Source organism: Micromonospora sp. DT47, from assembly GCF_049844475.1.
Lineage (GTDB): Bacteria > Actinomycetota > Actinomycetes > Mycobacteriales > Micromonosporaceae > Micromonospora.
Genome location: NZ_JBNCLC010000001.1, coordinates 197,267 through 220,003 on the forward strand (window position 1 = coordinate 197,267; position 22,737 = coordinate 220,003).

The following is a 22,737-nucleotide window of genomic DNA, read 5'->3' on the forward strand; positions in this document are numbered from 1 at the left end:
GTTGTCAGCCGCGCACCGGGCCTGCGCGGGCGGTGGCGGTTGTCAGCCGCGCACCGGGCCTGCGCGGGCGGTGGCGGTTGTCAGCCGCGCACCGGGCCTGCGCGGGCGGTGGCGGTGGCCACCCGGCGGAGGCCGGGCAGCGGGGTGACCGCCACCTCCACCGTCACCAGGACGTCCAGGCCGTCCGTCCGGCAGCGGGTAAGCCTCGCCCGGTTGGCCCGGACCAGCTCGTCCGCCGACGCGCACGCCACCTCCGGCCCGCGCGGTGCCCGGCCCGCGCCGGCGAGCGCACCGAAGTCGGCCGCGACCCGGGCCTGGTGCCGGGCCACCCGGGCGGCGCCGACCGCCGCGCCGGCGAGCCCGAACAGGACCAGCACCAGCCCGACCGCGAGCAGGCAGACGGTGGCCCCGCCCCGGTCCCGCGAGCCGGAGTGCTCCGTCCGCACACCGCTGGCAGCCGACCGCACGCCGGTCACGACGGCGCCACCGGGGTGCCGGGTTCGACCGCGGCGACCGCGGTGGCCGTCACGGTGAGCCGGGGCAGCCGCGCGCCGAGCGCGCGCACGGGGGCCCGCACGGTCGCGGTGACCCGCTCGCCGTCGACCGAGACCGACACGACCGCGGCGGGCGGCGCCACCCGGCTTCCCGCCGCCGTGCCCGCCTCGCCCCGAGCCGCCGCGAGCGCCGCCTCCCGGGCCGCATCCACGCAGGTCGCTTTCGTGGTCACCGCGTCGACGGCGGTGAGACCGGCGAACAGCAGGAGGAGCAACGCCGGCAGGCCGGCCGCCAGCTCGGCGGTGAAGGACCCGCGGTCGCGACCGGCCCGCCGGCGCGGTCTCACTTCAGCGCCCGGTCGATGACCGCGGTCAACGCGGACTGCACGTTGCCGGAGGTGAGCACCTTGAGCAGGATGCCGGCGAAAGCGACCGCGGCGAGGGTGCCGACGGCGTACTCGGCGGTGTTCATCCCGGCGTCCCCGCGGAGGCGGGCGATGAGTTTGCGCATGTGAGGTACCCCTTCTCGATGGTTGTCAGAGCACGTCGCCGAGAACGGCGACGATCACCGGCACCAGACCGGCGAGAATGAAGGCCGGCAGGAAGCAGAGCCCCAGCGGCAGCACGATGAGCACGCCCGCCCGGCGGGCCGACGCCTCGGCGGCGGTGGACCGGTCGGCCCGCAGGTCGTCGGCGACACGGGTCAGCGCCCCGGCCAGCGCGGCCCCGCTGCGGGAGGACCGCAGGGCGGCGGTGACCATCCGGTCCGCGCCCGGCACCGGCCCGAGATGCGCCCAGGCCTCCTCCGGGCCGCCGCCCAGCAGCAGCGTCCGCCCGACCCGGTCGAGCCGCTCGGCCAGTGGGCCGCCCAGCGCGTCGGCCACCGCCAGCACCGACCGGTCCACCGGCGCGCCGGCGCGCAGCGCCGCGGCCAGCAGGTCGGCGGCGAGGGGCAGGTCGGCCGACTCGCGCCGCCTGCGGTCGCGGGCCACCCGGGGTTCGATCCGCCGGAGCAGGCGGTCCGCCACCAGCGCGGTCACCGCCCCGACCAGGCAGCCCGACCAGCCCCCGACGAGCAGCACGACCGCCACCCCGGCCAGCCCCGCGACCGACCGGACCCGGTCCGGCCACCAGTGCGGGCGGGCACGGTCGGACGCTGCGGCGCCGAGCCCGCGCAGCCGCCGGGCCGCCCCGGACGCCGGCGCGCGTACCGCCACCAGCAGCGCTGCCGCCGCGGCCAGGCAGCCGGCGGCCAGGTCCGGCCGGTTCACCGTCCGACCCCGTCCGGTACGCGGCCCAGCCGCTCGGCCCAGAGCAGCCCGGCGATCTGCAGCCCCATCGCGGTGACCGCGCTGGCCGCCCCGACCGGGGTGTGCAGCAGTACCCGCACCGGGTCGGCGCCGATGCCGTACCCGAGGCCGATCCCGCCGAGCGGCAGGGCGGCGAGCAGCAGCGCGGTGGCGCGCGCACCGGCGGCCTGCGCGGCGGCGGCGGCCAACCCCCGGTCGAGCGCCCGGGCGTCGGCCTCGATCCGCTCCAGGAGCTCGGCCAGCGGGGCGCCGGTCCGGTCGGCGAGCCGGACGGCGGCCCGGGTCAGCCGGTCCAGCCGATCCCGTTCGTCGTCCGCGCCTGGCTCTTCGGTGCCCCGCCGGACTGGCACCCCGCCAGCCCGGACCGTACCCGGCGCACCCCGACCGCCGGCTCTGGTGCGAGCGCCGACCAGGACGCGGTCGCCGGACCCGACGGGGCTCTGAGCCAGGACCGGCGAGCCCGACCGGCCGAGGGCACCGGACCGGGCGTCGACGGTGTCCAGCGCCGGTACGGGCAGGCCCGCCCGAAGGTCGGCGGCGAGCGCGCAGAGCTGGTCCAGCCGGCGGCGCCGCTCCCGTTCGGCGTACCGGCCGGCCCGCCGCCGGAACAGGGCCCGGACGGCGAGCACGCCGTACCCGGCCAGCACCACCCCGGCCACCGGCCCACCCGCCAGCCAGCCGACGGCGGCGGCGCCGACGATCCCGACCACCGGCAGGGTCCGGCGGGGTGGCCCCGTCAGCAGGTGATCGAGCGGGGACCGGGACCCCGGCCGACCGCCCTCCGGCTGGCCACCTGGCAGGGCGGCGGCGGTCGGAGGGGCCAGGATCGCCGCCGGACGGCGGGAGTCACGGCGGCCGGGCGGGCGGGTCGCCGGTGGCCGACCGACCCGAGTCATGTGGCCGCGGAGCGGCGAGAGTGGACCGCTGACGGGCGCCGGCGGCCCGGTCCGTGGGTCGGCCGGCGCCGCCAGGCCTGGATCGGCGGCGGACAGCAGCGCCCGGCGGCGACGTCGGCTGCTGCGTACCGGCCAGGCCAGCACCGAGGCGGCGGCGATCAGGAGCAGCGCCACCGACCAGACCGTGGCGGTCATGCCGGCCCCGCCGAGCCGGGCCAGGGTTCGCAGAGGATCGGCGGCACCGCCACGCCCCGGTCCCTCAGCAGGGTGGCGAGCGCCCGCCCGGCGAGCCCCAGACCACGCCCCCGGACCCAGGCGGGCACCACGGTGACCAGCCGTTCGGGGCCCTCCGGCAGCAGCAGGCAGACCGACTCCAGCACCCGGCCCCGGGGAGACCGACGGACCTGGACCAGGACCTGCAGGGCGGCCGCGACCTGGGCGTGCAGCGCGGCCCGGGGCAGTCCGCCGAGCAGCCCGAGCGCCTCCAACCGGGCCGGCACGTCCGCTGGCGCATTCGCATGCAGCGTCCCCGCCCCGCCGTCGTGGCCGGTGTTCAGCGCGGCCAGCAGGTCGACCACCTCCGCGCCCCGGCACTCCCCCACCACCAGCCGATCCGGCCGCATCCGCAGCGCCTGGCGGACCAGCTCGCTCAGCCCGACCGCCCCCGACCCCTCCACGTTGGCGGTACGGGCCTGCAGGCCCACCACGTGCGGGTGCACCGGGTGCAGCTCGGCGGCGTCCTCCACCAGCACGATCCGCTCGGTCGCCGGGACCAGGCCGAGCAGCGTGTTGAGCAGGGTGGTCTTGCCCGAGCCGGTACCGCCGGTGACCAGGTACGCCAGCCGGGCCGCCACCACGGCGGACAGCACCGGGGCCACCGGTCGGGGGACGGTGCCGTGGCGTACCAGCTCGTCGAGGGTGAACGGGCGCTGGCGGAAGGTCCGCAGGGAGAGGTAGGGACCGTCGGTGGCCACCGGGGGCAGCACGGCGTGCAGCCGGGTGCCGTCCGGCAGCCGCGCGTCGGCGTACGGGGAGCCGTCGTCGAGCCGCCGGCCCGCGCCGGCGGTGAGCCGCTGCGCCAGCCGCCGTACGTCGTCCACCGAGCCGAGCGGCACAGCCACCTGGCACAGGCCCTCTCCCCGGTCCACCCAGACCCGGGTGCCGTTCACCAGCACGTCGGTGACCTGAGGGTCGGCCAGCAGCGGGGCGAGCGGGCCGGCACCCACCAGGTCGTCGCGCACCCGGTCGGCCATCCGCAGCACGGCGGTGTCCCCCAGGACGGCGGCGCCCGGCTCGGCGCGTACCGCGGAGACGATCGCGGCCGGGGTGACCGGGGTGGTTGCGCCGGCGATCCGCTGCCGGACCCGGGCGGAGAGCTCGTCGGAAGGGCCGGTCATGCCGCACCCGGCAGCGGCAGGCCGGTCAGCTCGCTGACGATCCGCCGGCAGAGTGCGGCGAGCGGGCCGCGCCCGGCGCCGGCCGGCGCCTCGCCCCGTTCCAGCCCCCGGCACAGCGCCGGCTCTGGGCGCAGCGTGCCGGCGAGCGACAGGCCGAGGGCCCGCGCGACCTCGACCGCCTTCAACCGGCCCGGGGCGGGGCCCCGCACGATCACCCCGAGCGACGCGCAGTGCGGCGCCGCGGCGGCGGCCACCCGGGCTGCCGCCGCAGTGGCCCGCAGCTCGGCCGGCACGACCAGGTACGCCTGGTCGGCCGCCTGCAACGCGACCACGGCCGCGTCGTCGAGCTGGCGGGGGACGTCGACCACCACGAAGTCCCGCCCCCGGCGGGCGGCGTCCATGGTGGCGGCCATCGCCTGGGCGGGCAGGGCCAGCAGGTCCCCGCGATCCCAGGAGAGGACCACCAGGTCACCACGGCTGGGCAGGGCCCGCACCAGCGCGGGCGCGTCGACCCGGCCGTCGGCGTCGGTGAGCGCCGGCCAGCGCAGGCCGTCCAGCTCCTCCCAGCCGAGCACCAGATCCAGCCCGCCGCCGAGCGGATCCGCGTCGACCAGCAGGGTGCGCAGATGGGCGCGGGCGGCGGTGACCGCGAGGCCACCGGCGAGGACGCTCGCGCCGGCGCCACCCCGGCCGCCCAGCACGGCGACCGTGCGGGCCTGCCCGCCGGGCGGACGGTCGTGCCCGCACTCGGTGAACCGATCGACCAGCCACGGCTCGGCGGCCGGGAGTGTCGCGACGTGCTGGGCGCCGATCAGCTCGGCGATCTCCCAGCCCGGGTCGAGCTGCCCGGAGCGACCCACCAGCACGGTGCGCGGCCGGTGCGGCAGTCGGGCCCGCAGGCAGGCCTGTGCCTGGTCGTCGCCGACCAGCACCAGCGGCGCCGGCAGCCAGCGGGGCCGGGCGGCTGCGGGGTCGGCGGCCAGCTCGACCTCGGTGCCGCCGGCCGCGGCCAGCCGCAGCAGCTCGTCGAGCAGGTCACCGTCCGAGGTCACCACCAGCGGCAGCCGCCGGTGCGGTGGGAGCGAGGTACGGGATGACATTCCGGCCTCCAGCAGTCAGGGGTGCTGACCGAGACCCTGCTGCGGGGAGACCTCCGCGCGCCGACCCGGCGGTCTCGCCTGTGGACGGCGGAGCGGCCTGTGGACAACCACCACGGCGACTCCGGATCTGCTACGCGCGGACCCGCGGGTCACGTTGGGTGACAAGATCGGTGGCGCAGCAACCCGACCGGTCCGGGAATGAGCACCAGTGCCACGAGAGCCGGACCGTTGCAGCTCTTCGGCGGCCCGGCGAACAACTGGCCGAATCGCCCCTCCGAAAGTCACGGTCGTCGGGGGAAGCGCAAAATGGCAGGTGCACGGTCGGCGGGTCTTCCACCACGGAGCCATTGACGACCAGCGACGCCGTGCGCCGATAGTCGGACCCCACGCCACCGCCGGTGGTGGCACCGCGTTCTCGGAAACGGGGCCATGGCCGACTCACCCGACGACACGCACCGCACCGATCCGACGCTGCGCATCGGCGGTTGGCTGCACGAGTCGCGTCATCGGGACACACCGCCGCTGTACCCCTCGACGGCCGCCCACGAGGGCGGCACCGCTCCGATCTGACACCGACATCGGTGGCGGCCCGGGGCGGACGCTGGTGCTGGGCTGCGTCGCCGTCGGCGTACTCACCACCCTGGTCTTCGCGCTCTCGCCGTTCTGGTCGGGTCCGGAACCGGTCGAGGACGGCGCGGCACCGGCGGCGCCCTCGACCGGTCCCGCGGATCCCGAGGTCGTCGGCCTGGAGAGCCCCACGCCGAGCCTGGCGTTCTCCCCCGTGCCGGTGTCCCTCTCCACCCGGGCCGCGCTGCCGCCCCGGGCGCCCGTCCCCACCCACCCTCCCAGCGGTCCGACCGTCCGCCCCATGCCGTTGACCACCACCGCGCCCAAGACCGAGACCATGCGCTGCCTCAAGCGCTACATCGTCCGCGAGACGTTTCGCCTGCTCGCGTCCGAGCCCCAGGGCCAGGCATCCTTGCCGGATGCCACCTCGACTGACTGAGGACGACTACAAGGCAACGATGGGACCTCACCCCACCAGAGTGGGTCTCGACGAAGCGCCCCCCTTCGACTTCTGGCCCTACTTCGACTCCATCCCCCAGGACGACTTCAACGGTCACGACTTCTCCCAGGGCCGCGTCACCCACGCCTGGCAAATGCCGGACGGGAGGCATCAACACGTCCTCGTGACCTGCGAGACACCTAACGTCTTCCTCGTACTCGTGCTCGACCTACGTGCCTCTTCGGTCCTCGGCCACCACCTACTCGACCTCAACCGGCTCTACGGACTCGCCTGAGTCAGCCGCTTGACAAAAATTGGAGCGTCGGGCCGGCGGCCGGCATTCTGTGTGGATCGGACCGGGCAAAGCTGGCCGTCAACTATTACGATGGTCCGCCTGGCGGCGGCGGCGGTTCGGGTGGGTGTCCTCTCGCGCGGGCCGCCTCGGAGACGGCGATCCCGATGAGGACTGCGGTGGCGGCGATGGCGGCCAGCAGCGGCGGCACGAGGAGCATCGCCGGTGTCAGGGCGGCCAGCACGAGCACGCCGATCAGCCGATCCCGGGATACGCGGGCGAAGACCGCGTATTCGAAGCCGGCGCGTCCGGCTAGGAACAGCGCGGATCCGTCGAGGATGACGGCGATCCAGGCCGGTTGTCTGTGTCCGAGTGGATGTTCGATGACGAGTTCGTCGCCGACGGCGGTGACGACGATGCCGGCCACCATGACCAGGTGGGCGGATGACGTCGATAGGGCAAGGCGGGCCGGGTCAGGGGCCGCTGCGACGGCTGCGGCCGACAGTTCCCCGGCGCGGTAGATGTAGGTCCGCCAGAGCAGCACGGCGGTGGCGATCGACACCACGAACGCCCTGCTGCGGTCTGCCGCGAAGCGCCAGTCCGGTGACCAGGATCAACTCGCCGAGCGCGATGATGAAGAACTGCCGGTAGCGCTCGGACAGGTGCTCGGCCACGTTCGGCAACTTTGACTTGGGCGTGCGGCCCAACCCTGGCCAGGAGTTCGGTCGCCCCACACCTTGCCGCTCAAGAAGCCACCTGCCGCGTCTTTGGCCAATGTTCAACCTCGGCAGCTTCTGCTGCCGGCATGGCTCGTCGTCCCTGTCCTGCCGCCTGCGGCCCTAGCCTGATCTGCGGCAAGCCGCTCGGCAGGCTGGACCCTGCGGCTGGTACTTCCCAGCGCGGCGGGCGAACGAGAAGATGCAACATGCAGAAAAACTGGCGGACCATCGTGGGTGCGCTGTCGGGTGTCACTGGAATGGTGATCTGGGCGCTGGCCACGGCCATCTATCAGCCGCTCATGCAGCCCGATGGCTTCTGGACCGACAGCAGCACCGGCCAGACGTTTCCGGAGGTAGGCAGTAACAACACCTACTGGCCTCGTGACATCCGCCAGTTGGCGATCTTGCTGGCCTTGGGCGGAGTGATCCTGATCTGCCGCGCGAACGTTCGCGGCGTCGTCGCCGGCGCGATCGCGATGATCGGCTGGCTCGGCGTGGACATATGGCTGGACCGGATCGACGTGGCCGGGCGCCCTACCGCAACCTCGCTCGCAGTCGGTGGTATCGCCATGTTCTCGACAACCGCCGTCGTCGCTGTCCGGGTTTCGGCGGGTCAAGGCGGACCTCCTCTCGCCCGGCATCTGTCCGCTGCCGTCACCGCGGTACTCGCGGCTGCCACGATGGTGGTCACGACCCCCTGGGACGAGCCGGTCACGAACCCGGTCCAGGTCCAGGTCGAAAACGCGCTCTCGATGCTCAAAGCAGGACTGGTAGCGATGTTCATCGCTACCGCGATCGGGCTCATCGCGGTTCAGCTCACCGCTGTCCGCACCCGGCGGGTGGGCACCTTCATTGTGGTGGCCGCGCTGGCCGCCTGGCTTGCCGCCAGCCACGGACCGCTTCTGCCTGTCGGCCTGATCGGCATGCCTGTCGCCGCAACGCTCGCCGTGGCCGCAGCCCGGGAGGTCCCCCTGATCCGGCTGCTCCCCGTCGCGGTCGCCTGCTGTGTGGCTCTGCTTCCGGCAATGATCATTCTCTACATCGCAGGATCGGCGGTCGGCAGCGCGATGACCTCCCTGGCCGACAATCCACCAATCAACGCCGCCGACACCGATCTCTCGATAGCCTTCACCGGCCTGGTCCTCGGGCTGCTACTGGCATCGATCAGCCACGTGATGACCCTGCCCGCACGCAAGCGGGACAGCCTGAGCCGCGATTCCGGCCCCATGGTGAACCATGCTTGAAGCAGCACCGGCTGCAGCCACCCGCCTCACCGCGGCGGCTGCATCGCCGGGACGGACCCAGACGTTGAAGCGGAACTAATAGCCGCTAGACCGCATCCAGCGGAAACGAGGCTCGACACCTGCTCACACGGCGTCTTGCTAGATTCTTCCGGCATGGGGACGCCCTACACTCCTGCGGCCAGGTTCCGCCGCACGCAAGCTGAACGCGTAGATCAACTGCTGTCATGGAAGCGGTCGGACCAAGCGTTCTTCGCCGCTGGCGCATGCCATGTGCTCGCCTGGGTCGCCGTCGAGCGGTACGCCCCTGCCGGTTTCGGCATCATGGGATTACGTCAGCTCGGTGAGCCCTACGTCGGTCACGTGATCATCAGCAACGGCCGCTGGGCCTTCGACCACGATGGCTGGACACCCCTGCCCGAGCTGCTGCGCGCCACTGCGGCGTACGAACCAGACCCGAGCTGGGAGCTACTGCCAATCACATCAACACTTCGACACTTCTGCGCCGCTCACAAGTCCCGAATGCCGGAGCAGTACGCGCACGACCCGCTGCCACGTGCCCGGAGGTACCTGCAACAGCGGCCCCGCCCACCGGAGGTGGTGTGAACCCTGGACGCCTGCCTTGCAAAGGCGGCACCGAATGCTGAACTAGGCCCGTCGCGTGTCGTTGGGCATCGTCGTGTGCGTAGGCCGTGGCGTCCTGTATTGACTGTTGCTGGGGCTCGTCGTGCGTCTCGCTGACTCTCCGCTGAAGCGGCAATCCCCGCCCGGCGACATCCGTTCCCTGTCGCTGACAAACCGCTCGTCATGCACCGGCTGCTCGCCCTGGTCGCCTCATCGCTGTCACTGCTGCTGTCGCGGACGCCTCAGCAAGATTCACGCGTCCTCATGCGGCTGAGGCGTCGTCCAGCGGGTGACACCGCCGTGCTCGCCGATCGACAGCCACGACCCGTCGCCGAGCAGCATGGGAGTCTCGGTCGCCGTCACCCGGAGCTGCGCGAGCGGCCGTTCGGCATCCTTGTGCTCGGCGTTGTCGTCCCTGGTCGGGCCGGTGGTCGGCGGGCCGGAAGCGTCCAGGGTGAGGGACAGCCGCCGTTGCCCGTCTGGGAAGGTCCAGAAGGTTACCTCGTCTTCCTCGTGGCTCAGCGTCATGAACGACCGGCCGTCCGGAGCCAGCCCGGCGCAGCCCTGGTCGTGCCAGGGGTACGGTTCGACCACCAGGCGGCCGCCGTCCAGACCGCCCCGAAACAGGTACAGCCCGTCCTGCCCTTCGCCTAGGTCGAGGATCACCTGGTGGCCGTCCGGGTGCATCGCGTGCACGGCGCCCTGCCCGACTGTCGACAGGGTGGTCTCGGCGATGAGCGTTCCGTCGGCCGGGTCGAGCACCCGCCAATAGTCCTCACCCCGGCCAAGCATCGCGTCCGGCAGGTACAGCCATAGTTGCGTGCCGTCGAGGGAGAACGCGCAGTCGGCCCGGCCAATGGAGGAGTGCGCGGGTGGCTCGAGCGGTATCCGCCACCGAACGGTGCCATCGGCAAGCACGCAGGCAACCTCGGGCTGCGTCGCGTACACCACCGAGGTGCCGTCCGGCGCAATGTCACCGCTGGCCTGCTTGGTCCAGCCGGCGACCGGGAAGGTTACGTACGGTCCGAGCGCGCCACCGTCGGCGAGCGGAGCACAGTCCAGGACGTGGGCGACGCCGCCTGCGATCCACCGGTACCGCCGCGCGCCGTCGGGGGCCGGCGGGATGGTCGGTGACGAGGTACCCGACGGCGGCGGGATTTCGGCAACGAGCTGAGGCTCGATCCTCACGCCTGGGCAACTTACCCGATCGGGACGAAGGCGAGCAGTATGTGGCCGCACCGCCAGTTTGGAAGGTGGATTGATCTACACGCTCTGTCCTCATGGGAGGGCGCCTGACCGGGTCGCGTCATTACTCGTAGTGGCCGACGGGCACGTTGACGTGCAGATAGCTGACCCTTGTTGACCCGCATGTCGGGCACGCATCGGGCACGCGACAGGAGCAACAGCACTCTGATCTTGAGGCGGGATGCAACGATGTCGTGATGGGACGCCGGGTGGTCGCGACTGTCGCCGCTTTGCTTCTGGCTAGTGCCGTTGGCTGCGACGCAAGGATCCACGGCGATCGTGACCTGACGCACGGCGGCGACGCGATAAAGGTCAACCTCGAGCTTCGCCTTGCCGACGAGCAGGAGGCATTCCGAGCGGCGGCGGTAGCCCTGGGTGCGCCAGCGGACAAGCAACGCGGCATGGTGCCCGGGCATCAGGCGGTGGTCGTAAAGCTCGTCTGGACTGATTCAGCGCAGGAAGACGGCTGGTTTCACCTGATCGCGTTAGACAAGAGAGTGACCCCGCCGATTCCGTTGGTTGGTGACGGTAGCTGGTCTGGTGCCGGATCAAGGGGTGCGCTTGGGTCGAGCGCCTACGATGCGTTGGCAAAGCGCTATGACTGGCTTGCCAGCCTGGGCTTGACCCAGTCACCTGACGGATCGTGGACGCGGAGGTATCCGACTCCCGCGGTCGCCGCGCCTGCCAGCCGAGCAGGGACGGCAACGGCGTGGTGGTTCAACCCGCTGGGAGAAGATGACCGGCTGCCGTTAACGGATCCGGGCGTCGACATCGCCCTCGCGTTGGTCTACGAGGACAAAGACGGTGACTTGCGCTGGGTCAAGCGGATCGCCGGTTAGCTAAAGGGATGACCACTTCGGTGTGAAGGAATGACCGCGGAAGCCCTAGCTGCCTGAGTAGCCGCCCTGAGCTGGCCGGACAGTCCGCAGACGTCCACGGGCGTCCGTCCTGGCTCGCGTCCGTCGTCACCCAATTAGTCACCCGGCCTGGCCGGCCCTCGGCCGCGGCTCCATGCCACTGGCAGCTCCACGGCGGGCCGAGCACAAGTGCCTCACATCCTCCCTATGGCGCGGGTCCAGAGGCTCGGCAAGAGGCATGCCTTCCTCCTAAGGTTTAGCAATGAGACGCACTACGCGTTTTCGTTCGCACGTGCCGCAACCCCTCCAACGTCACGATGTGGAGAGCAAGGTTCAATAGCGCAGGACCAAAGAAGCGCAGTTCACGAAAAGAGCCGAGGAGTTCGTTCTCTTTATCAAACTGCATCACCTGAAGAAGCCAAACCCATGGCTGTCCCAAGGTAAGGATGCCGACTCCAGACAGGTCCGCAGCCGTAAGTGCCAATTGGGGGCGCTCCCCGATGGCGACACATGCGTAGAAAAATGCCAGCAACGCCACAATCACACAAGAATGCGCGAGCACCCAACGCCGCCGCCATAGAAGCAACATGATCAGAGCCTAATGACAGAGACCAACTCTCGGGACCCCATCCTCACTGTCTGCCATCGACCCGCCCTCCTGGGGAGCAGGCCACCGCCCGGCCCGCCATGACGGGCGGACCGTGACGGCTCGTACGGACGCTGGCGGGTCGGGCGGTGGTCTGCTCGGCTTGCCCAGGTCGATGGCAGGCGGGATGGGCTACCGCAACCACCCACGGACCCGGCGGCTGCCGACGATCTTCGGCCATTGCTGACTCACTACTGACTCCGGCAGAGCACTGATAACCCAGACGCACCAAGGGGTAGGTGTGGCCGAACGGCGGCGTCAGGCTGCGCCGCTGACCTCTGCCCCCTACCCGACTGTTTGGATTGTTAGGCTCCGCGCCATGTTCTCGGGCGATGCGGATGCCGACCTGCGGCAGATGGCCGGCGACCCCACCTTTCCGCACCGCGATGCCGCCCGGCACGCGGTGCGGTTCCGGGCCTCCGGCGACGTGGCGGACCTGGTCGCCGTACACGACGATCCGCACCCGTGCGGGATGACCGACGTGGTGTTCGCGATGGCGGGATCGAAGCGGCCCTGGCTCAACTGGGTGCCGATGCCGAGCGAGGCGATCAGCAACGTCGCCAACGAGATCGGTGGCCGCCGGGCGCGCGGCGAGCAGCTCGAGGTCAACGGCCTCGGGCTGTCGGCGGCGGAGCCGGCCAGCGCCATGACCGCCTGCCGCAGGATCGCCGGCCCAGTCGACATCGGCATCGCCGAGTTCCCGCCCCCCGACATCCGGACGCCCGTACGGCCCGGCCGGTACGCGGTCTGGCGGTACGACGGCACCGAACCGCTGCCCGCCGGGCCGGCGCCAGCGGTACGACGGCACCGAACCGCTGCCCGCCGGGCCGGCGCCGTCGGCCGCCGCACTCGGGCTGCTGCAGGAGGTCGCGGGGGAGCCGTGGCAGTCGCCGCTCTCGGGGTACGTGAAGGCCGCCCCGCTCGGCGAGCTGCCGCTGGACGACCTGCTCGGGCTGCTCGCCCACCTGCCCGGCCCGCCGGACATCGCGCGCTGGCAGCACCTGGCCAAGTCGACGCCGACGTACTGGTACCGCCTCATGCAGCCGTGGGTGTGCCTCGGCATCCTGCACCACGCAAAGGACGAACCGTGGCCAACCTCGACCCGACGCGAGGTGCTGGTGGACCTCGCCTTCGGCGTCGAGGACTGGGTCGCCGACGCGGCGCTGTTCGCGCTCGTCACCGCCGCTTACCGGGAACCGGATCTGCGGCCGCAGGTACGCCAGCTCGTCCGGGCCCGGCTCGACGCGGCGGTGGCGGCGAACCGGCTGGTCACCATCGAGGAATCACTGGCGCAGCTGATGATCGTCACGCCCGGCTGCCGTCAGGACGACCGGGCGCTGGCGACGGCCGTGTTGGCCCGTGCGGCGCAGGACGACGAAGAGGACGACGAACCGGCGCCGGTCGCGAAACGTCGCTGGTGGCAGCGGGACAGCTAGTAACCAAGGGGGGCCGTGGTGGGCCGCCAGGGACTCGAACCCTGAACCCCTCTGGCGAAGCCTCGATCATTTGCAATCGGGCGAATCGGCCTGCTGATCTCGGCGAGGTCTTGCGTTGCCTTACAGCGGTTGACAGCCCTTGTCAGCGTCAGTTGTGCCCGCCGTGTGCCCGATGATCTCGTGAACTGGTCGCGCGTCGTCGGCGTCCCGGGCTGTGGACCTTGACCGGCAGGCTGCCCCGTCGGCTCTGCCCGGACGGAGGTTGTCGGGATGGCGCCAACGTTCCTGTCTGCTGCACGCTGTTTGGTTGAGCAGCGAGTCTTGTCGTTTGCCGCTGCACGATTTCCTGGATCGACAGGCTAGCCTCGCTGGCAATCGCCGAGCTGGAGGTGGCCAGTGACCAAGTGGAGCCCGCGCCGGCGTTGGGCGGTGGTCGTCGTGGTGACGGTGGTCGCGGTGGCCGCAGGTGCGGTCACGATCGCCTGGCTCCGGCGCACCGCGTCGCCCTGGCCGGCAATGGCCGGCACTCCTTATGAGATTCCGCTCGGATCGGATGGCTGCCCGGTCATCGAGGAGCGGCATCAGTTCGTCGACGCCCCTGGCCCGCTCGTGCCGCCCGGAGCCACGGAGGTGTTGCTGTGCACCACGCCCACGGCACTGCATATCCAGCGCCCCGGGGTGGCGGACCCGCCGCGTCAGCGGGTGCTGCTTGCCGGGGCCGCCGACTTCGCCGCGCTGCTGAACCGACTGCCCAACCGCAACGATGCCTGGCGGCAGTGGCAGCGGCGACACAGCGGCTGGTGGCCCGATGCCGCCCCAGAGCCGATGGGCGAGGCCTGCCCCTTGATCGGATACAGCCACGAGCACTCGTTCTTGCTGCGCTACCCGGACCGGCCACCGGTGCCGCTGATTTACACGTGTGGCGGCCTCACGACAGGCACTCGGACCCGAATGGATTACACCAAACCGCACTTAGTGGACGAGTTTCTGAGCCGCTTCCAGCAGCAGTAGCCCACCGATCCGAGCGTGCCGCGACTGCTCGGCTGGACGGCCGTGATGGTGTCGTGGGTTCGCTGTACGCCGATGCTGTACGGCGATCAGGCGGCGACGGGCCTACAGCCCTTGGCGGAAGCCGGGAGCGGCGGTTGCAATGAGGAGCTTCGCCGAAAGAAGCACGGCGTGCTGAGCCGACACAGCCGCTGATGCCCTAGACGAGTAAGTCCGAAGTCGTTCGGGGCAGCGGGGACGGGCGAAGGGTTTAGCGCGGTTGCTGAGGTGCTTTCCGGCGCTCTACAGCGCGCCAGACTCTCAAGCGAAATGTGGCCTGAAGGTGTCGGCGCCAAGGACGTCCACCAGCTCCATCCGGCCTGCGGTGACGGGCTCGGTCATCACGCAGCCATTCTGCCAGGGCTCGTCGCAGGCTCCGGCGTACAGGTCGACTCGTTCGTCGCCCACCGCGTCAGCCGCGCCCACGTGGCGGCTGACCTGCTGTTTCTTCGGGTGCTGCTGGTCAGCATTGGTCGTCGTTCGACGGCCCGCTGACGGCCCAGACGCGGCCCAGGCACCGTCAGTTTGGAAGGTGCCTTGATCTGTACCGGCGGTAGCCCTGCAGAGGTGGCTGATCTGGGGCGGTCGTAACCTGCTGTGGTGGGCCGTCTGGCCGGTGCATCCGTTGCTGACCCCTGTTGACCCACCGGACGGGCACGTGTCGGGCACGGCGACTTGGGCATACTGCCACTGTGGCCTTTGAATACCTCGGCCGGGGGCCAGCGGCGTCCGGCGGTTCGGGCTGGACGATGAGTAGCCGACTCGCGTTCAAGTGCGTTGCTTGCGGCTATGTGATGAGCGGTAGCATGCGGGCGGCTTACAAGGACGCCGACGCTGGTCGCTTCGGCTCGACGCTTGGCGACGACGCCATCGAGGTCTACAAGGTTATCGACTGAGTAAACGCCGCCAAAAGCGACTCCTTGACCCCCAGGCAACCAACGCGCGGCTCTGATCTGCGGCGTTGCCGGCCCTGAGCTGCGAAGATGACCCATCAACGTCCATCCCTGTCCACCTGCGTTCGCGTGGATCGTCACCCAACTAGTCACTCACTCACTCGGTCGCTCCCCTTCGTTCCCCACCTTGCTCAGCACCGCGTCGATGTCGCCGGATCGGATCATCTCGTCGACAGCCGCAGCCATCGTCTGCAAGCCAGGTCCCGGAACGATGACAAGGTCTGAGCACCAGAAGTACCGACCGCCACCAACCTCTCCCGAGCCAAGCCAGCGCGTCAGGATGCGAGCAATCTCGTTCGTGGTCAGAAAGGTCGCGTAGTAGCACGTGCCGTCGCTGCCGTAGATGCGAGCATCGATGTTCTCCACGGTGGCGGGGTCGTCTTCCTCACCCGGCATGAACTCAACCCTCGCACCACCGGCCGCCCTCACCCAAGTTTCCAGGTCATGCACGTCTTCATGATCCCAGCAGTCGGAGGTGGATCACCAACGTAAGGTCCGCGATTCCGTCACGAACGTGTCAAAGCGGCGCAGCCTTACACCAACAACGGCCAAAAGCATCAGGAGTGACGACGGGTAATGGCGGCATAGATCTGACTGCCAGCCAGTACCCCTAGCGCAGCACACGCGACATCACGAGAGAAGTCCGGTGGCCCGCCGCCCAGCAGTATGACGGCGCCTACCGCGACGGCGGCCGACAGCCCGCCGGAGACCACGGCAGCCACTTTGTGGCGACGGTCCTTCGACTCGTGGAGCCAACCGACTGAGGACATAAGTATCGAGGGGAGGGCTAAGTCGACTGCGCCGTGCCATACCAGGGTGACAAAGGCGACTAATGCCACGGAAACGCCGAAACCCGTGGCCGACCGAAACAACGCATCCCAACCAGACACGGGAAGGCGCTCCACACCGGGGCGGGCAACAACGTCTTGATCCACGGTAGGACCGTACGCTCGCCGAACCGCCCGTGGAAGTGGCCCACTCATGAACGCAACTCCTGGCCATCCCGATGCTCTCCTATGGATGTCAAGCTCCGTCGGTCCCCGTCTCGCCGGCGGAGCTTGACTCCTTCGTCCCGAAAGAACGATCGCTGGTCGATGAGCTGCTCCCGCGTCTCCGGGAGCTGGCCGAATGGTCCGTCGCCGTCCACTGGCGTCCGCGCCCGCCCGCGTGCGTCGTCACCCAGTTGGTCACCCACGCACGACCATGTCGGCTCCGGGCATGAGACTGGTTGCTCTGCCAGCTTGCCTGGCTTGCTAGCTCCATCCATTGCCGGTCCAGCCCTCTGAGATCCAGGGCGGGGCATAACCGGTAAACACTGCCAGGACAGCCAGGGCGGTGGCAGCGACCAGGCCGATGACGGTGCCCTGACCGATTCGCTTCGTCCCCTCGGCGCCGATCAGGACCCAAGCGAGCATGCCGGTCAATGGGAGAAGGCAGCATCCGGCGCTGGCGTAGTAGAAGGTCCATTCAGCCGGTGAGTCCCTGCCGCCCCAGACCGAGTTGGCAACAAAGAACCCACAGGCGATTTGGGCACCTCCGGCCAAGCCCGCACCGACGGCGGCCTGAAGGATGTCCGATCTCTTCACTGCGTCGCACTCCTACAGGTCGAGCGGGTGATGCTCGGGACAGTAGCGGAGGCAAAGTCAAGCAGGACTTGACGCAGGAGTAATAGCCGGAGGCTGGCGATGAGGCCGTAGTGGGGGTGCGGCGCGTGCACCCCGGGCAGGCCCCCGGCCTGCCGGCAACGCCGGCCCGAGGGCCGCAGAGGCTCCGGGGTCAAGGGCGGCCCGCAGGGCCGTCGCGCAGCGACGCAAAGCGCCCTTGACCGTGGAGGGGCGGCCCCGCACACTCCGCGCCGCATCCCCACCACGGCCGGCGGTGACCCGCCCCTACGGCGCGGCGGTGCGACGGACGCCGCGCCCTGCCGGCCCACCGGCTCGCCACCCAACGCCCCTGTCGTGCTGCGGCGGCCCTCCGGGCTCTCCGCTCTCCGCGCCAGCCGCCGGGCGTTCGGCGTGACGGCCGCAGAGCGCCAGCGACAGCGGTCGGCGCGCGCCCAGGCGGCGGCTCGTGCGGCCCGCTCAGGGCCGCCTTGAAGACGTACAGAAACTTTGAACAGATCGCCGGCAGCCGGCCTGTCCGACTCCGGATGATGCGTTACGTCGTGGCTTCAGTTGATGCTGACTATGCCGCCCGGGTCCTGGCTGCCTTCACGTTGCCTGCTGACGATTTGCTGACTCCAGCGGCGTTGCCGCCCAGCGAGAGCCTGCCCGACAGCATGGAAGAGTCGCCATGAGCTGCGCCGGAGGGCTCACCCCAGATAGGGACGACCCCCGTCGGGGGGAGCCGGATCCAACCTGCCGACCGTTGACGGTCGGTACCAAACCAGGTCGCCATGCAGGTCCCGGCCATCGCTCCTTGTCGTCAGAGACGGATCGTGATCGAGGATTTCGCTGCCTTCTTGCTGCCTCGCCCGACCCCCGGCGAGATGGAGACGTATCCGGCGGGCGTCTGAGTGTTAGGAAGGGTCCCCTATACAACGTCAGGCGTTAACAGGGGACCCTTCCTTCACATCAGGCGTTTGCCGGATTCTCTTCCCGCAGGTGGGTGCGCAGGCCGTCGCCCTCGACGTCGACCTTGGGCAGGGCCCGGTCGAGCCAGCGCGGCAGCCACCAGGCCTTGTCGCCGAGCAGCGACATGACGGCCGGCACGATCGTCATCCGGACCACGAACGCGTCGATCGCGACACCGGCCGCGAGTGCGAAGCCCATCGACTTGATGGTCGGGTCGTCCATGAAGATGAAGCCGCCGAACACCGAGATCATGATGATTGCGGCGGCGGTGACCACCCGGGCGCCGTGGCCCATGCCGTTGATCGTCGCCTGCCGGGCGGTGTCGCCGTGGACGAAGTCCTCCCGCATCCGGGAGACCAGGAAGACCTCGTAATCCATGGCGAGGCCGAACAGGATGCCGATCAGCAGGATCGGCAGGAAGCTGACCAGCGGACTGGGAGTGTCCAGGCCGACCAGGTCGGCGAGGTGGCCCTGCTGGAACACCGCCACGGTGAGCCCGAAGGTCGCGGCGACGGTGAGCAGGAAGCCCAACGCGGCCTTGACCGGCACCAGCAGCGAGCGGAACACCAGCATCAGCAGCAGCACCGACAGCCCGACCACCAGCAGCAGGTAGACCGGCAGCGCGTCGGAGAGCTTCTCGGAGATGTCGATGCCGATCGCGGTCCTGCCGGTGAGCAGCACGTCCGCGCCCTGGATGCCGCCGACCGCGTCCCGGATGTCGTGCACCAGGGTCTCGGTGGCGGGGTCGGTGGGCCCGGTCTTCGGCACCACACCCAGCAGCGCGGTACGGCCGTCGGGGCTGAACTGCGGCGGCGCCACCGCGAGCACGTTCTCGGTGCGCTGCACCAGAGCGGTGACCTGCGGGACGGCCGCCGCCGTGGCCTGCCGGTCGTCCCCGGCGACGACCACCGCGAGGCGGCCGGTGAAGCCCGGCCCGAAGCCCTCGCTGATCAGGTCGTAGGAGACCCGCGCCGGCGACCCGACCGGTTCCGAACCGGCGTCCGGGAGCGCCAGCCGCATGTCGGACGCGGGCAGGGCGAGCGCGCCGAGCCCGACCAGGCTGACCAGGATGACGGGCAGCCGGAACCGGATCACCAGGCGCGCCCAGCGGAAGCCGAACGCCGAGCGGGCCACGGCCGGGGCCCCGCCATCCGCTGCGGCCGCGCTCTCCCTGGCCGCGGCCCGCTGCTTGCGGGAAAGCACGCGCCGGCCGGCGAAGCCGAGCAGGGCCGGCTGAAGGGTGAGCGCGACCAGGACGGCGACGGTGACCGTGCCGGCGGCGGCCAGACCCATGACGGTCAGGAACGGGATGCCCACCACCGCCAGGCCGGCCAGTGCGATGACCACCGTCATGCCGGCGAAGAGCACGGCCGAGCCGGCGGTACCCACTGCCCGGCCGACCGCCTCGTCCGGCGGCAGGCCGTCGAGCAGGTTCTGGCGGTAGCGGGAGGTGATGAAGAGCGAGTAGTCGATGCCCACCGCCAGGCCGAGCATCAGGGCGATGATCGGAGCGGTGGTGGTCAGCTCGACCACGCCGTTGAGCGCGAACAGGCCGGCCATGCCGACACCGACGCCGATCAGCGCGTTCAGCATGGTCATTCCGGCCGCCACCAGCGATCCGAAGGTGATCACGAGGACGATCGCGGCGACCGCCACACCGATTGCCTCGGCCGTGCCGAACTCCGGCGCGGAGTCGATCACCTCACCGCCGGGGGCCACCTGCCAGCCCTGCGCCTCGGCCGCCGCGCCGACCTTCTCGAACGCGGTCCGCTGCTCGTCGGTGACCTCGTCGCGGCCCTCGGTGAACTGGACCTGGATCAGCGCGTACCGGCCGTCGGGGGTGACGGCTCGGGCGGTGAAGGGGTCCGCAGCGCCGACCACGCCTGGCAGCGTCGCGGCCTCCTGGGTGATCCCCTTGACCACCGCCTGGCCCTCCGGTGTGCCGAGCTGGCCGGCGGCCGGTGCCTTGACCGCGACCGTGCCGGTCGCGCCGCTGGCGGTGGGGAACTGTTCGGCGAGCAGGTCCTGCGCGCGCTGCGACTCGGTGCCGGGCATCGTGAGGTTGTTCGCCGTCGGGCCGCTCAGGGTCGCGGCGGCCAGGCCGAGACCGACGAGTAGGGCGAGCCAGAGCGCGACGACGAGCCGCCGGCGGCGCATCGAGCCCCGGCCGAGCCGGTAGAGAGAAGTCGCCATGAATTCGTGTCCTTCGTTGTCAGTGCTTGGTCAGTCGGCGGGCTCGAGCGCCCGGCGTAGCAGCGCCAGCAGCGCCTCGCGCAGTTCTCCGTCGGGTACGTCGATGAAGTCGCCGGACGTCTCGGCGATCCCGGCGAACACCACCCGCGCGGCGATTCGGGCGGCCGGGCGCTCGGGGTGCCCGGCCACCGCATCGATGAGCCGGTCGCCGATCCGTTGGATGTGCGCGAACTCGGGTGTCTCGAGCAACTGCTGGAACTCGCCCAGCAGCAGCGCGATCTCCCGTCGGAACCGGATCGCGAGGTCGACGAGGCCCTCCATGGCGACCCGCTGCGCGTCGGCCGGACCGGTCGCGGCAACGATGCGGTCGTCCAGCGCCTGGAGAACCGCGAGCGCCGGAGCCATCAGCTCGGTGAGGATGGTTTCTTTGTTGTGGAAGTGGTAGAGCACCGCCGCCTTGGAGCAATCCACGTCGCGGGCGATGTCCTGCAACGAGGTGCCCTTGTAGCCGGCGAACGCGAAGCGCCGCGGTCGCGAGGATCTCGTCGTGCGTCTCCGGAGTCATCCGTGCCATGCCGGTCCCACCTAGCGCGAGCACGGTCCGGCTCTCGGTCATCTCGGAGCTCCTCTTGTAGTCACTTGACGACTTCGACGGTACGACCTAAGTCGTCAACCGACTACAAGACCCGTGGTGAGCATGAGCACATTCCTCTCACCTAATCCTGGGTAAAGTAGTCGTTTGACTACTTCGTTTCCTCGGGAGGCTGCCATGGACGCCGATCCCACGACCCGACACCGCCGCCGCGATGCTGCGGCGACCCGTGCAGCCCTGTTGCACGCGGCACGGTCGCTGATGGCCCGGCACGGTGTCGAAGGCACCAGCACGCGTGACGTGGCCGCGGCCGCCGGTGTCAACCAGACGCTGGTCTACCGCTACTTCGGCTCAAAGGAGAAGCTGTTCGCCGAGGCCGCCTGCGCTGGCGCGGAGTCACCCGACATCGTCACGAAAACCCCGCTGGCCGAGTTGCCCCGCGTGCTGCTCGATCGTGCCCTCGACGTGACCCAGGCCGAGGAGTCCGGCGATCTGGCGGCACTCGTCGGCGCAGCCAACGACGAGCACGTTCGCGCGGTCCTGCGGGACCGCATCGAAAAATTGTTCGGCGCGCTCGCCGCCCGCCTCGACGGCCCCGACGCGGACCTGCGCGCGGAACTGGTCGCCGCCATCCTGATCGGCGTCGGGCTCCTCCGCCACAAGATCGGGACCACCGCCACGTCGAACGCCGACCGCGAAACACTCGCCGTCTACGTCGACCGCATGATGGCGACGCTCATACGGCCGTCACCCTGAGCCGCGCGGTTCACCCGAGGAATCGGCTGTCTGCGATGGTGGGCTGAAGCCGGCTCCAACCAGCGGTCGGGCACGACCTTGTCAGCAAGCCTAGAGTCGGGCTCAGGGGCGGGCGTCGAGTAGTCGGTCGAGTTCCACGGCCGCGCTGATCAGCGCGAGGTGGCTGAACGCCTGCGGGAAGTTGCCGGTCTGCTCGCCGGTGGGGGCGATTTCCTCTGAGTAGAGGCCGAGGGGGGTGCTGTAGGTGAGCATCTTCTCGAAGGTGAGCCTGGCGTCTTCGAGCCGTCCGGACTGCGCGAGGGCCCGGACGTACCAGAAGGTGCACATGGTGAAGGTGCTCTCCTGGCCGGGCAGGCCGGCGCGGCCCGCTTGCGGGCCGCCTTGATCTATCAATAGGCCAACTCGGCAACAAGTGCGCGCGCAGCTGTCGTGTCGGCATCACTGCCGACCGCGGCCCGGCAGACGTGCGAGCCCACGCCGCACCGTCAGTTTGGAAAGTGCCTTGATTCGGAGGTAGCGGGCTACATCTGTGCTGGTGATCAGGCTGGTTCTCGGCTGGTCCGGCGACGGGGGCCGCACGGAACTCCGTTGTTGACCCCTACTGACCGGCCTGGCGGGCACGCAGCGGGCACGGGAGATGTCACACCTCGCCACTGGTCTACCCTCTGGGCATGTCGGGAGGCGCGCCGGAGTGGGTTGCTTACGCGGCCCTGGGGACATCTGCATTGGCCGTCCTTGTAGCGACGGTGGCTGCACGCGTCGCCGTCGTGATGGCCTTCACCGTAACTAACGAGGGACGAGGGGAGGTCAGCATTCAGGGCTTCCGCATCACACCCTATGGCCACCGGCGGCCTGTTCTGGACGTCACGGAAGTGGAGGGCCATACGCTTCCTGCTCGCCTTGCGAGTAGTTCAAGGACGACTTGGCATGCGAATGTCCTGCCAGTGGCACGTGAGTACGAACAAGCGCTGCGATCTGGGAGAATCAAGCCCTACTCGTCGTGGCCGTCCCAGTTCTACTTCACGGTGTCTGCCGGCAATGGCACTCAGGCACATGATCGAGCACATCAGTTCGACGCCAGAAGGATCATCGCAGATGCCTTCCCGCCGGATTGATTAAGTGCTGAGCAAACGCGCGTAACGGCCACGCACACGCTCGCCCCTCTGCCATCCCGTCTGACGCCGACCCGCCCTCTGGGGAGCGGGCCGCCGCCCGGTCCGCCACGTCAAGCGGACCTTGACCCAGGTACGGGCGCTGGCGGGCCGGGCGGTGGTCTGCTCGGCTTGCCCGGGTCGTCGGCTGGCGGGGGGCCCTGCGCAACCACCCACGGACCGCAACGCGCGGACGGAGCCCCGGCCAT

The 22,737-nt window shown here is 70.4% G+C and carries 26 protein-coding genes and 2 pseudogenes; 13 read left to right on the forward strand and 15 right to left on the reverse strand.

The features are described from left to right. Positions 1–80: 80 nt before the first annotated feature. The 7 genes from ACLQ2U_RS01005 to ssd form a co-directional block, all read right to left on the reverse strand. On the reverse strand, positions 81–476 hold the full coding sequence (locus ACLQ2U_RS01005; protein ID WP_425748576.1) for an Rv3654c family TadE-like protein: 396 nt from the start codon (positions 474–476) through the stop codon (positions 81–83). After that, positions 473–841: a TadE family type IV pilus minor pilin gene (locus ACLQ2U_RS01010; RefSeq protein WP_425748577.1), complete on the reverse strand. Its 369-nt coding sequence runs from the start codon at positions 839–841 to the stop codon at positions 473–475. The genes ACLQ2U_RS01005 and ACLQ2U_RS01010 overlap by 4 nt, the downstream gene beginning before the upstream one ends. Further along, a complete protein-coding gene (locus tag ACLQ2U_RS01015) occupies positions 838–1,005 on the reverse strand; it encodes a DUF4244 domain-containing protein (protein WP_081883916.1) in 168 nt (55 codons plus the stop codon). The genes ACLQ2U_RS01010 and ACLQ2U_RS01015 overlap by 4 nt, the downstream gene beginning before the upstream one ends. Before the next feature lie 25 nt (positions 1,006–1,030). Then, a complete protein-coding gene (locus ACLQ2U_RS01020; RefSeq protein WP_425748869.1) occupies positions 1,031–1,672 on the reverse strand; it encodes a type II secretion system F family protein in 642 nt (213 codons plus the stop codon). Positions 1,673–1,761: 89 nt separating this feature from the next. Then, the gene (locus tag ACLQ2U_RS01025; protein ID WP_425748870.1) at positions 1,762–2,700 is read right to left on the reverse strand and encodes a hypothetical protein; all 939 of its coding nucleotides are present in this window, start codon (positions 2,698–2,700) and stop codon (positions 1,762–1,764) included. Positions 2,701–2,891: 191 nt separating this feature from the next. Next, positions 2,892–4,097 (reverse strand): TadA family conjugal transfer-associated ATPase, encoded by a 1,206-nt coding sequence (locus ACLQ2U_RS01030; protein WP_425748578.1) that lies wholly within the window; start codon positions 4,095–4,097, stop codon positions 2,892–2,894. Then, positions 4,094–5,149, reverse strand: coding sequence for a septum site-determining protein Ssd (ssd, locus tag ACLQ2U_RS01035; protein ID WP_425748871.1), 1,056 nt, complete (start codon positions 5,147–5,149; stop codon positions 4,094–4,096). Before ssd ends, ACLQ2U_RS01030 begins: the two co-directional genes overlap by 4 nt. A 477-nt stretch (positions 5,150–5,626) precedes the next feature. Here ssd and ACLQ2U_RS01040 point away from each other — a divergent pair, with 477 nt between their 5' ends. The 3 genes from ACLQ2U_RS01040 to ACLQ2U_RS01050 are packed head-to-tail and all read left to right on the forward strand — an operon-like array spanning position 5,627 to position 6,498. After that, positions 5,627–5,767: a hypothetical protein gene (locus ACLQ2U_RS01040; protein ID WP_425748579.1), complete on the forward strand. Its 141-nt coding sequence runs from the start codon at positions 5,627–5,629 to the stop codon at positions 5,765–5,767. 34 nt (positions 5,768–5,801) lie between these two features. Continuing rightward, positions 5,802–6,203, forward strand: a complete 402-nt coding sequence (locus ACLQ2U_RS01045) for a hypothetical protein (RefSeq protein ID WP_425748580.1) — start codon at positions 5,802–5,804, stop codon at positions 6,201–6,203. After that, positions 6,184–6,498 carry a hypothetical protein gene (locus ACLQ2U_RS01050; protein WP_425748581.1) on the forward strand — a complete coding sequence of 105 codons (315 nt, stop codon included), beginning with the start codon at positions 6,184–6,186 and terminating at the stop codon, positions 6,496–6,498. The genes ACLQ2U_RS01045 and ACLQ2U_RS01050 overlap by 20 nt, the downstream gene beginning before the upstream one ends. Before the next feature lie 85 nt (positions 6,499–6,583). Here ACLQ2U_RS01050 and ACLQ2U_RS01055 read toward each other — a convergent pair whose 3' ends face one another. Together ACLQ2U_RS01055 and ACLQ2U_RS01060 are read right to left on the reverse strand one after the other, a co-directional pair. Then, a complete protein-coding gene (locus ACLQ2U_RS01055) occupies positions 6,584–7,057 on the reverse strand; it encodes a low temperature requirement protein A (RefSeq protein WP_425748582.1) in 474 nt (157 codons plus the stop codon). Next, positions 6,969–7,229 (reverse strand): low temperature requirement protein A, encoded by a 261-nt coding sequence (locus tag ACLQ2U_RS01060; protein WP_425748872.1) that lies wholly within the window; start codon positions 7,227–7,229, stop codon positions 6,969–6,971. Before ACLQ2U_RS01060 ends, ACLQ2U_RS01055 begins: the two co-directional genes overlap by 89 nt. Before the next feature lie 191 nt (positions 7,230–7,420). Between ACLQ2U_RS01060 and ACLQ2U_RS01065 the strand changes: the two genes are divergently transcribed. Beyond that, positions 7,421–8,458, forward strand: coding sequence for a hypothetical protein (locus ACLQ2U_RS01065; protein WP_425748583.1), 1,038 nt, complete (start codon positions 7,421–7,423; stop codon positions 8,456–8,458). Between the two features lie 153 nt (positions 8,459–8,611). Continuing rightward, positions 8,612–9,061 carry a hypothetical protein gene (locus ACLQ2U_RS01070; protein ID WP_425748584.1) on the forward strand — a complete coding sequence of 150 codons (450 nt, stop codon included), beginning with the start codon at positions 8,612–8,614 and terminating at the stop codon, positions 9,059–9,061. A 270-nt stretch (positions 9,062–9,331) separates the two neighbouring features. On the opposite strand, the gene ACLQ2U_RS01075 is transcribed toward ACLQ2U_RS01070, so the two are convergent. Continuing rightward, the gene (locus tag ACLQ2U_RS01075) at positions 9,332–10,267 is read right to left on the reverse strand and encodes a hypothetical protein (protein ID WP_425748585.1); all 936 of its coding nucleotides are present in this window, start codon (positions 10,265–10,267) and stop codon (positions 9,332–9,334) included. Between the two features lie 254 nt (positions 10,268–10,521). Here ACLQ2U_RS01075 and ACLQ2U_RS01080 point away from each other — a divergent pair, with 254 nt between their 5' ends. The 5 genes from ACLQ2U_RS01080 to ACLQ2U_RS01100 all read left to right on the forward strand — a co-directional run bounded on the left by ACLQ2U_RS01080 (position 10,522) and on the right by ACLQ2U_RS01100 (position 15,206). After that, positions 10,522–11,163, forward strand: coding sequence for a hypothetical protein (locus ACLQ2U_RS01080; RefSeq protein ID WP_425748586.1), 642 nt, complete (start codon positions 10,522–10,524; stop codon positions 11,161–11,163). 1,569 nt (positions 11,164–12,732) lie between these two features. Then, a complete protein-coding gene (locus ACLQ2U_RS01085) occupies positions 12,733–13,263 on the forward strand; it encodes a hypothetical protein (protein ID WP_425748587.1) in 531 nt (176 codons plus the stop codon). Between the two features lie 396 nt (positions 13,264–13,659). After that, positions 13,660–14,274, forward strand: a complete 615-nt coding sequence (locus tag ACLQ2U_RS01090; RefSeq protein ID WP_425748588.1) for a hypothetical protein — start codon at positions 13,660–13,662, stop codon at positions 14,272–14,274. A gap of 264 nt (positions 14,275–14,538) precedes the next feature. Then, on the forward strand, positions 14,539–14,805 hold the full coding sequence (locus tag ACLQ2U_RS01095) for a hypothetical protein (protein WP_425748589.1): 267 nt from the start codon (positions 14,539–14,541) through the stop codon (positions 14,803–14,805). Between the two features lie 197 nt (positions 14,806–15,002). Then, complete coding sequence (locus tag ACLQ2U_RS01100; RefSeq protein ID WP_425748590.1) at positions 15,003–15,206, forward strand: hypothetical protein; 204 nt, start codon at positions 15,003–15,005, stop codon at positions 15,204–15,206. 150 nt (positions 15,207–15,356) lie between these two features. Here ACLQ2U_RS01100 and ACLQ2U_RS01105 read toward each other — a convergent pair whose 3' ends face one another. Together ACLQ2U_RS01105 and ACLQ2U_RS01110 are read right to left on the reverse strand one after the other, a co-directional pair. After that, entirely contained in the window at positions 15,357–15,713 is a 357-nt protein-coding gene (locus tag ACLQ2U_RS01105; RefSeq protein ID WP_425748591.1) for a hypothetical protein, read from the reverse strand. Positions 15,714–16,516: 803 nt separating this feature from the next. Further along, positions 16,517–16,849: a hypothetical protein gene (locus tag ACLQ2U_RS01110; protein ID WP_425748592.1), complete on the reverse strand. Its 333-nt coding sequence runs from the start codon at positions 16,847–16,849 to the stop codon at positions 16,517–16,519. 566 nt (positions 16,850–17,415) lie between these two features. Here ACLQ2U_RS01110 and ACLQ2U_RS01115 point away from each other — a divergent pair. Next, on the forward strand, positions 17,416–17,559 hold the full coding sequence (locus tag ACLQ2U_RS01115; RefSeq protein WP_425748593.1) for a hypothetical protein: 144 nt from the start codon (positions 17,416–17,418) through the stop codon (positions 17,557–17,559). A 277-nt stretch (positions 17,560–17,836) separates the two neighbouring features. Here the strand turns inward: ACLQ2U_RS01115 and ACLQ2U_RS01120 are convergent, their stop codons facing one another. Together ACLQ2U_RS01120 and ACLQ2U_RS01125 are read right to left on the reverse strand one after the other, a co-directional pair. Beyond that, complete coding sequence (locus ACLQ2U_RS01120; RefSeq protein ID WP_425748594.1) at positions 17,837–20,029, reverse strand: MMPL family transporter; 2,193 nt, start codon at positions 20,027–20,029, stop codon at positions 17,837–17,839. Between the two features lie 30 nt (positions 20,030–20,059). Then, positions 20,060–20,603: pseudogene (locus ACLQ2U_RS01125) on the reverse strand (TetR/AcrR family transcriptional regulator). 195 nt (positions 20,604–20,798) lie between these two features. Between ACLQ2U_RS01125 and ACLQ2U_RS01130 the strand changes: the two are divergent. Then, entirely contained in the window at positions 20,799–21,377 is a 579-nt protein-coding gene (locus ACLQ2U_RS01130) for a TetR/AcrR family transcriptional regulator (protein WP_425748595.1), read from the forward strand. Between the two features lie 102 nt (positions 21,378–21,479). Here the strand turns inward: ACLQ2U_RS01130 and ACLQ2U_RS01135 are convergent. Further along, a pseudogene (locus ACLQ2U_RS01135) lies at positions 21,480–21,737 on the reverse strand (glycoside hydrolase family 15 protein); the annotation flags it as partial. Between the two features lie 311 nt (positions 21,738–22,048). Here ACLQ2U_RS01135 and ACLQ2U_RS01140 point away from each other — a divergent pair. After that, complete coding sequence (locus ACLQ2U_RS01140; protein ID WP_425748596.1) at positions 22,049–22,492, forward strand: hypothetical protein; 444 nt, start codon at positions 22,049–22,051, stop codon at positions 22,490–22,492. The last annotated feature ends 245 nt before the right edge of the window (positions 22,493–22,737 follow it).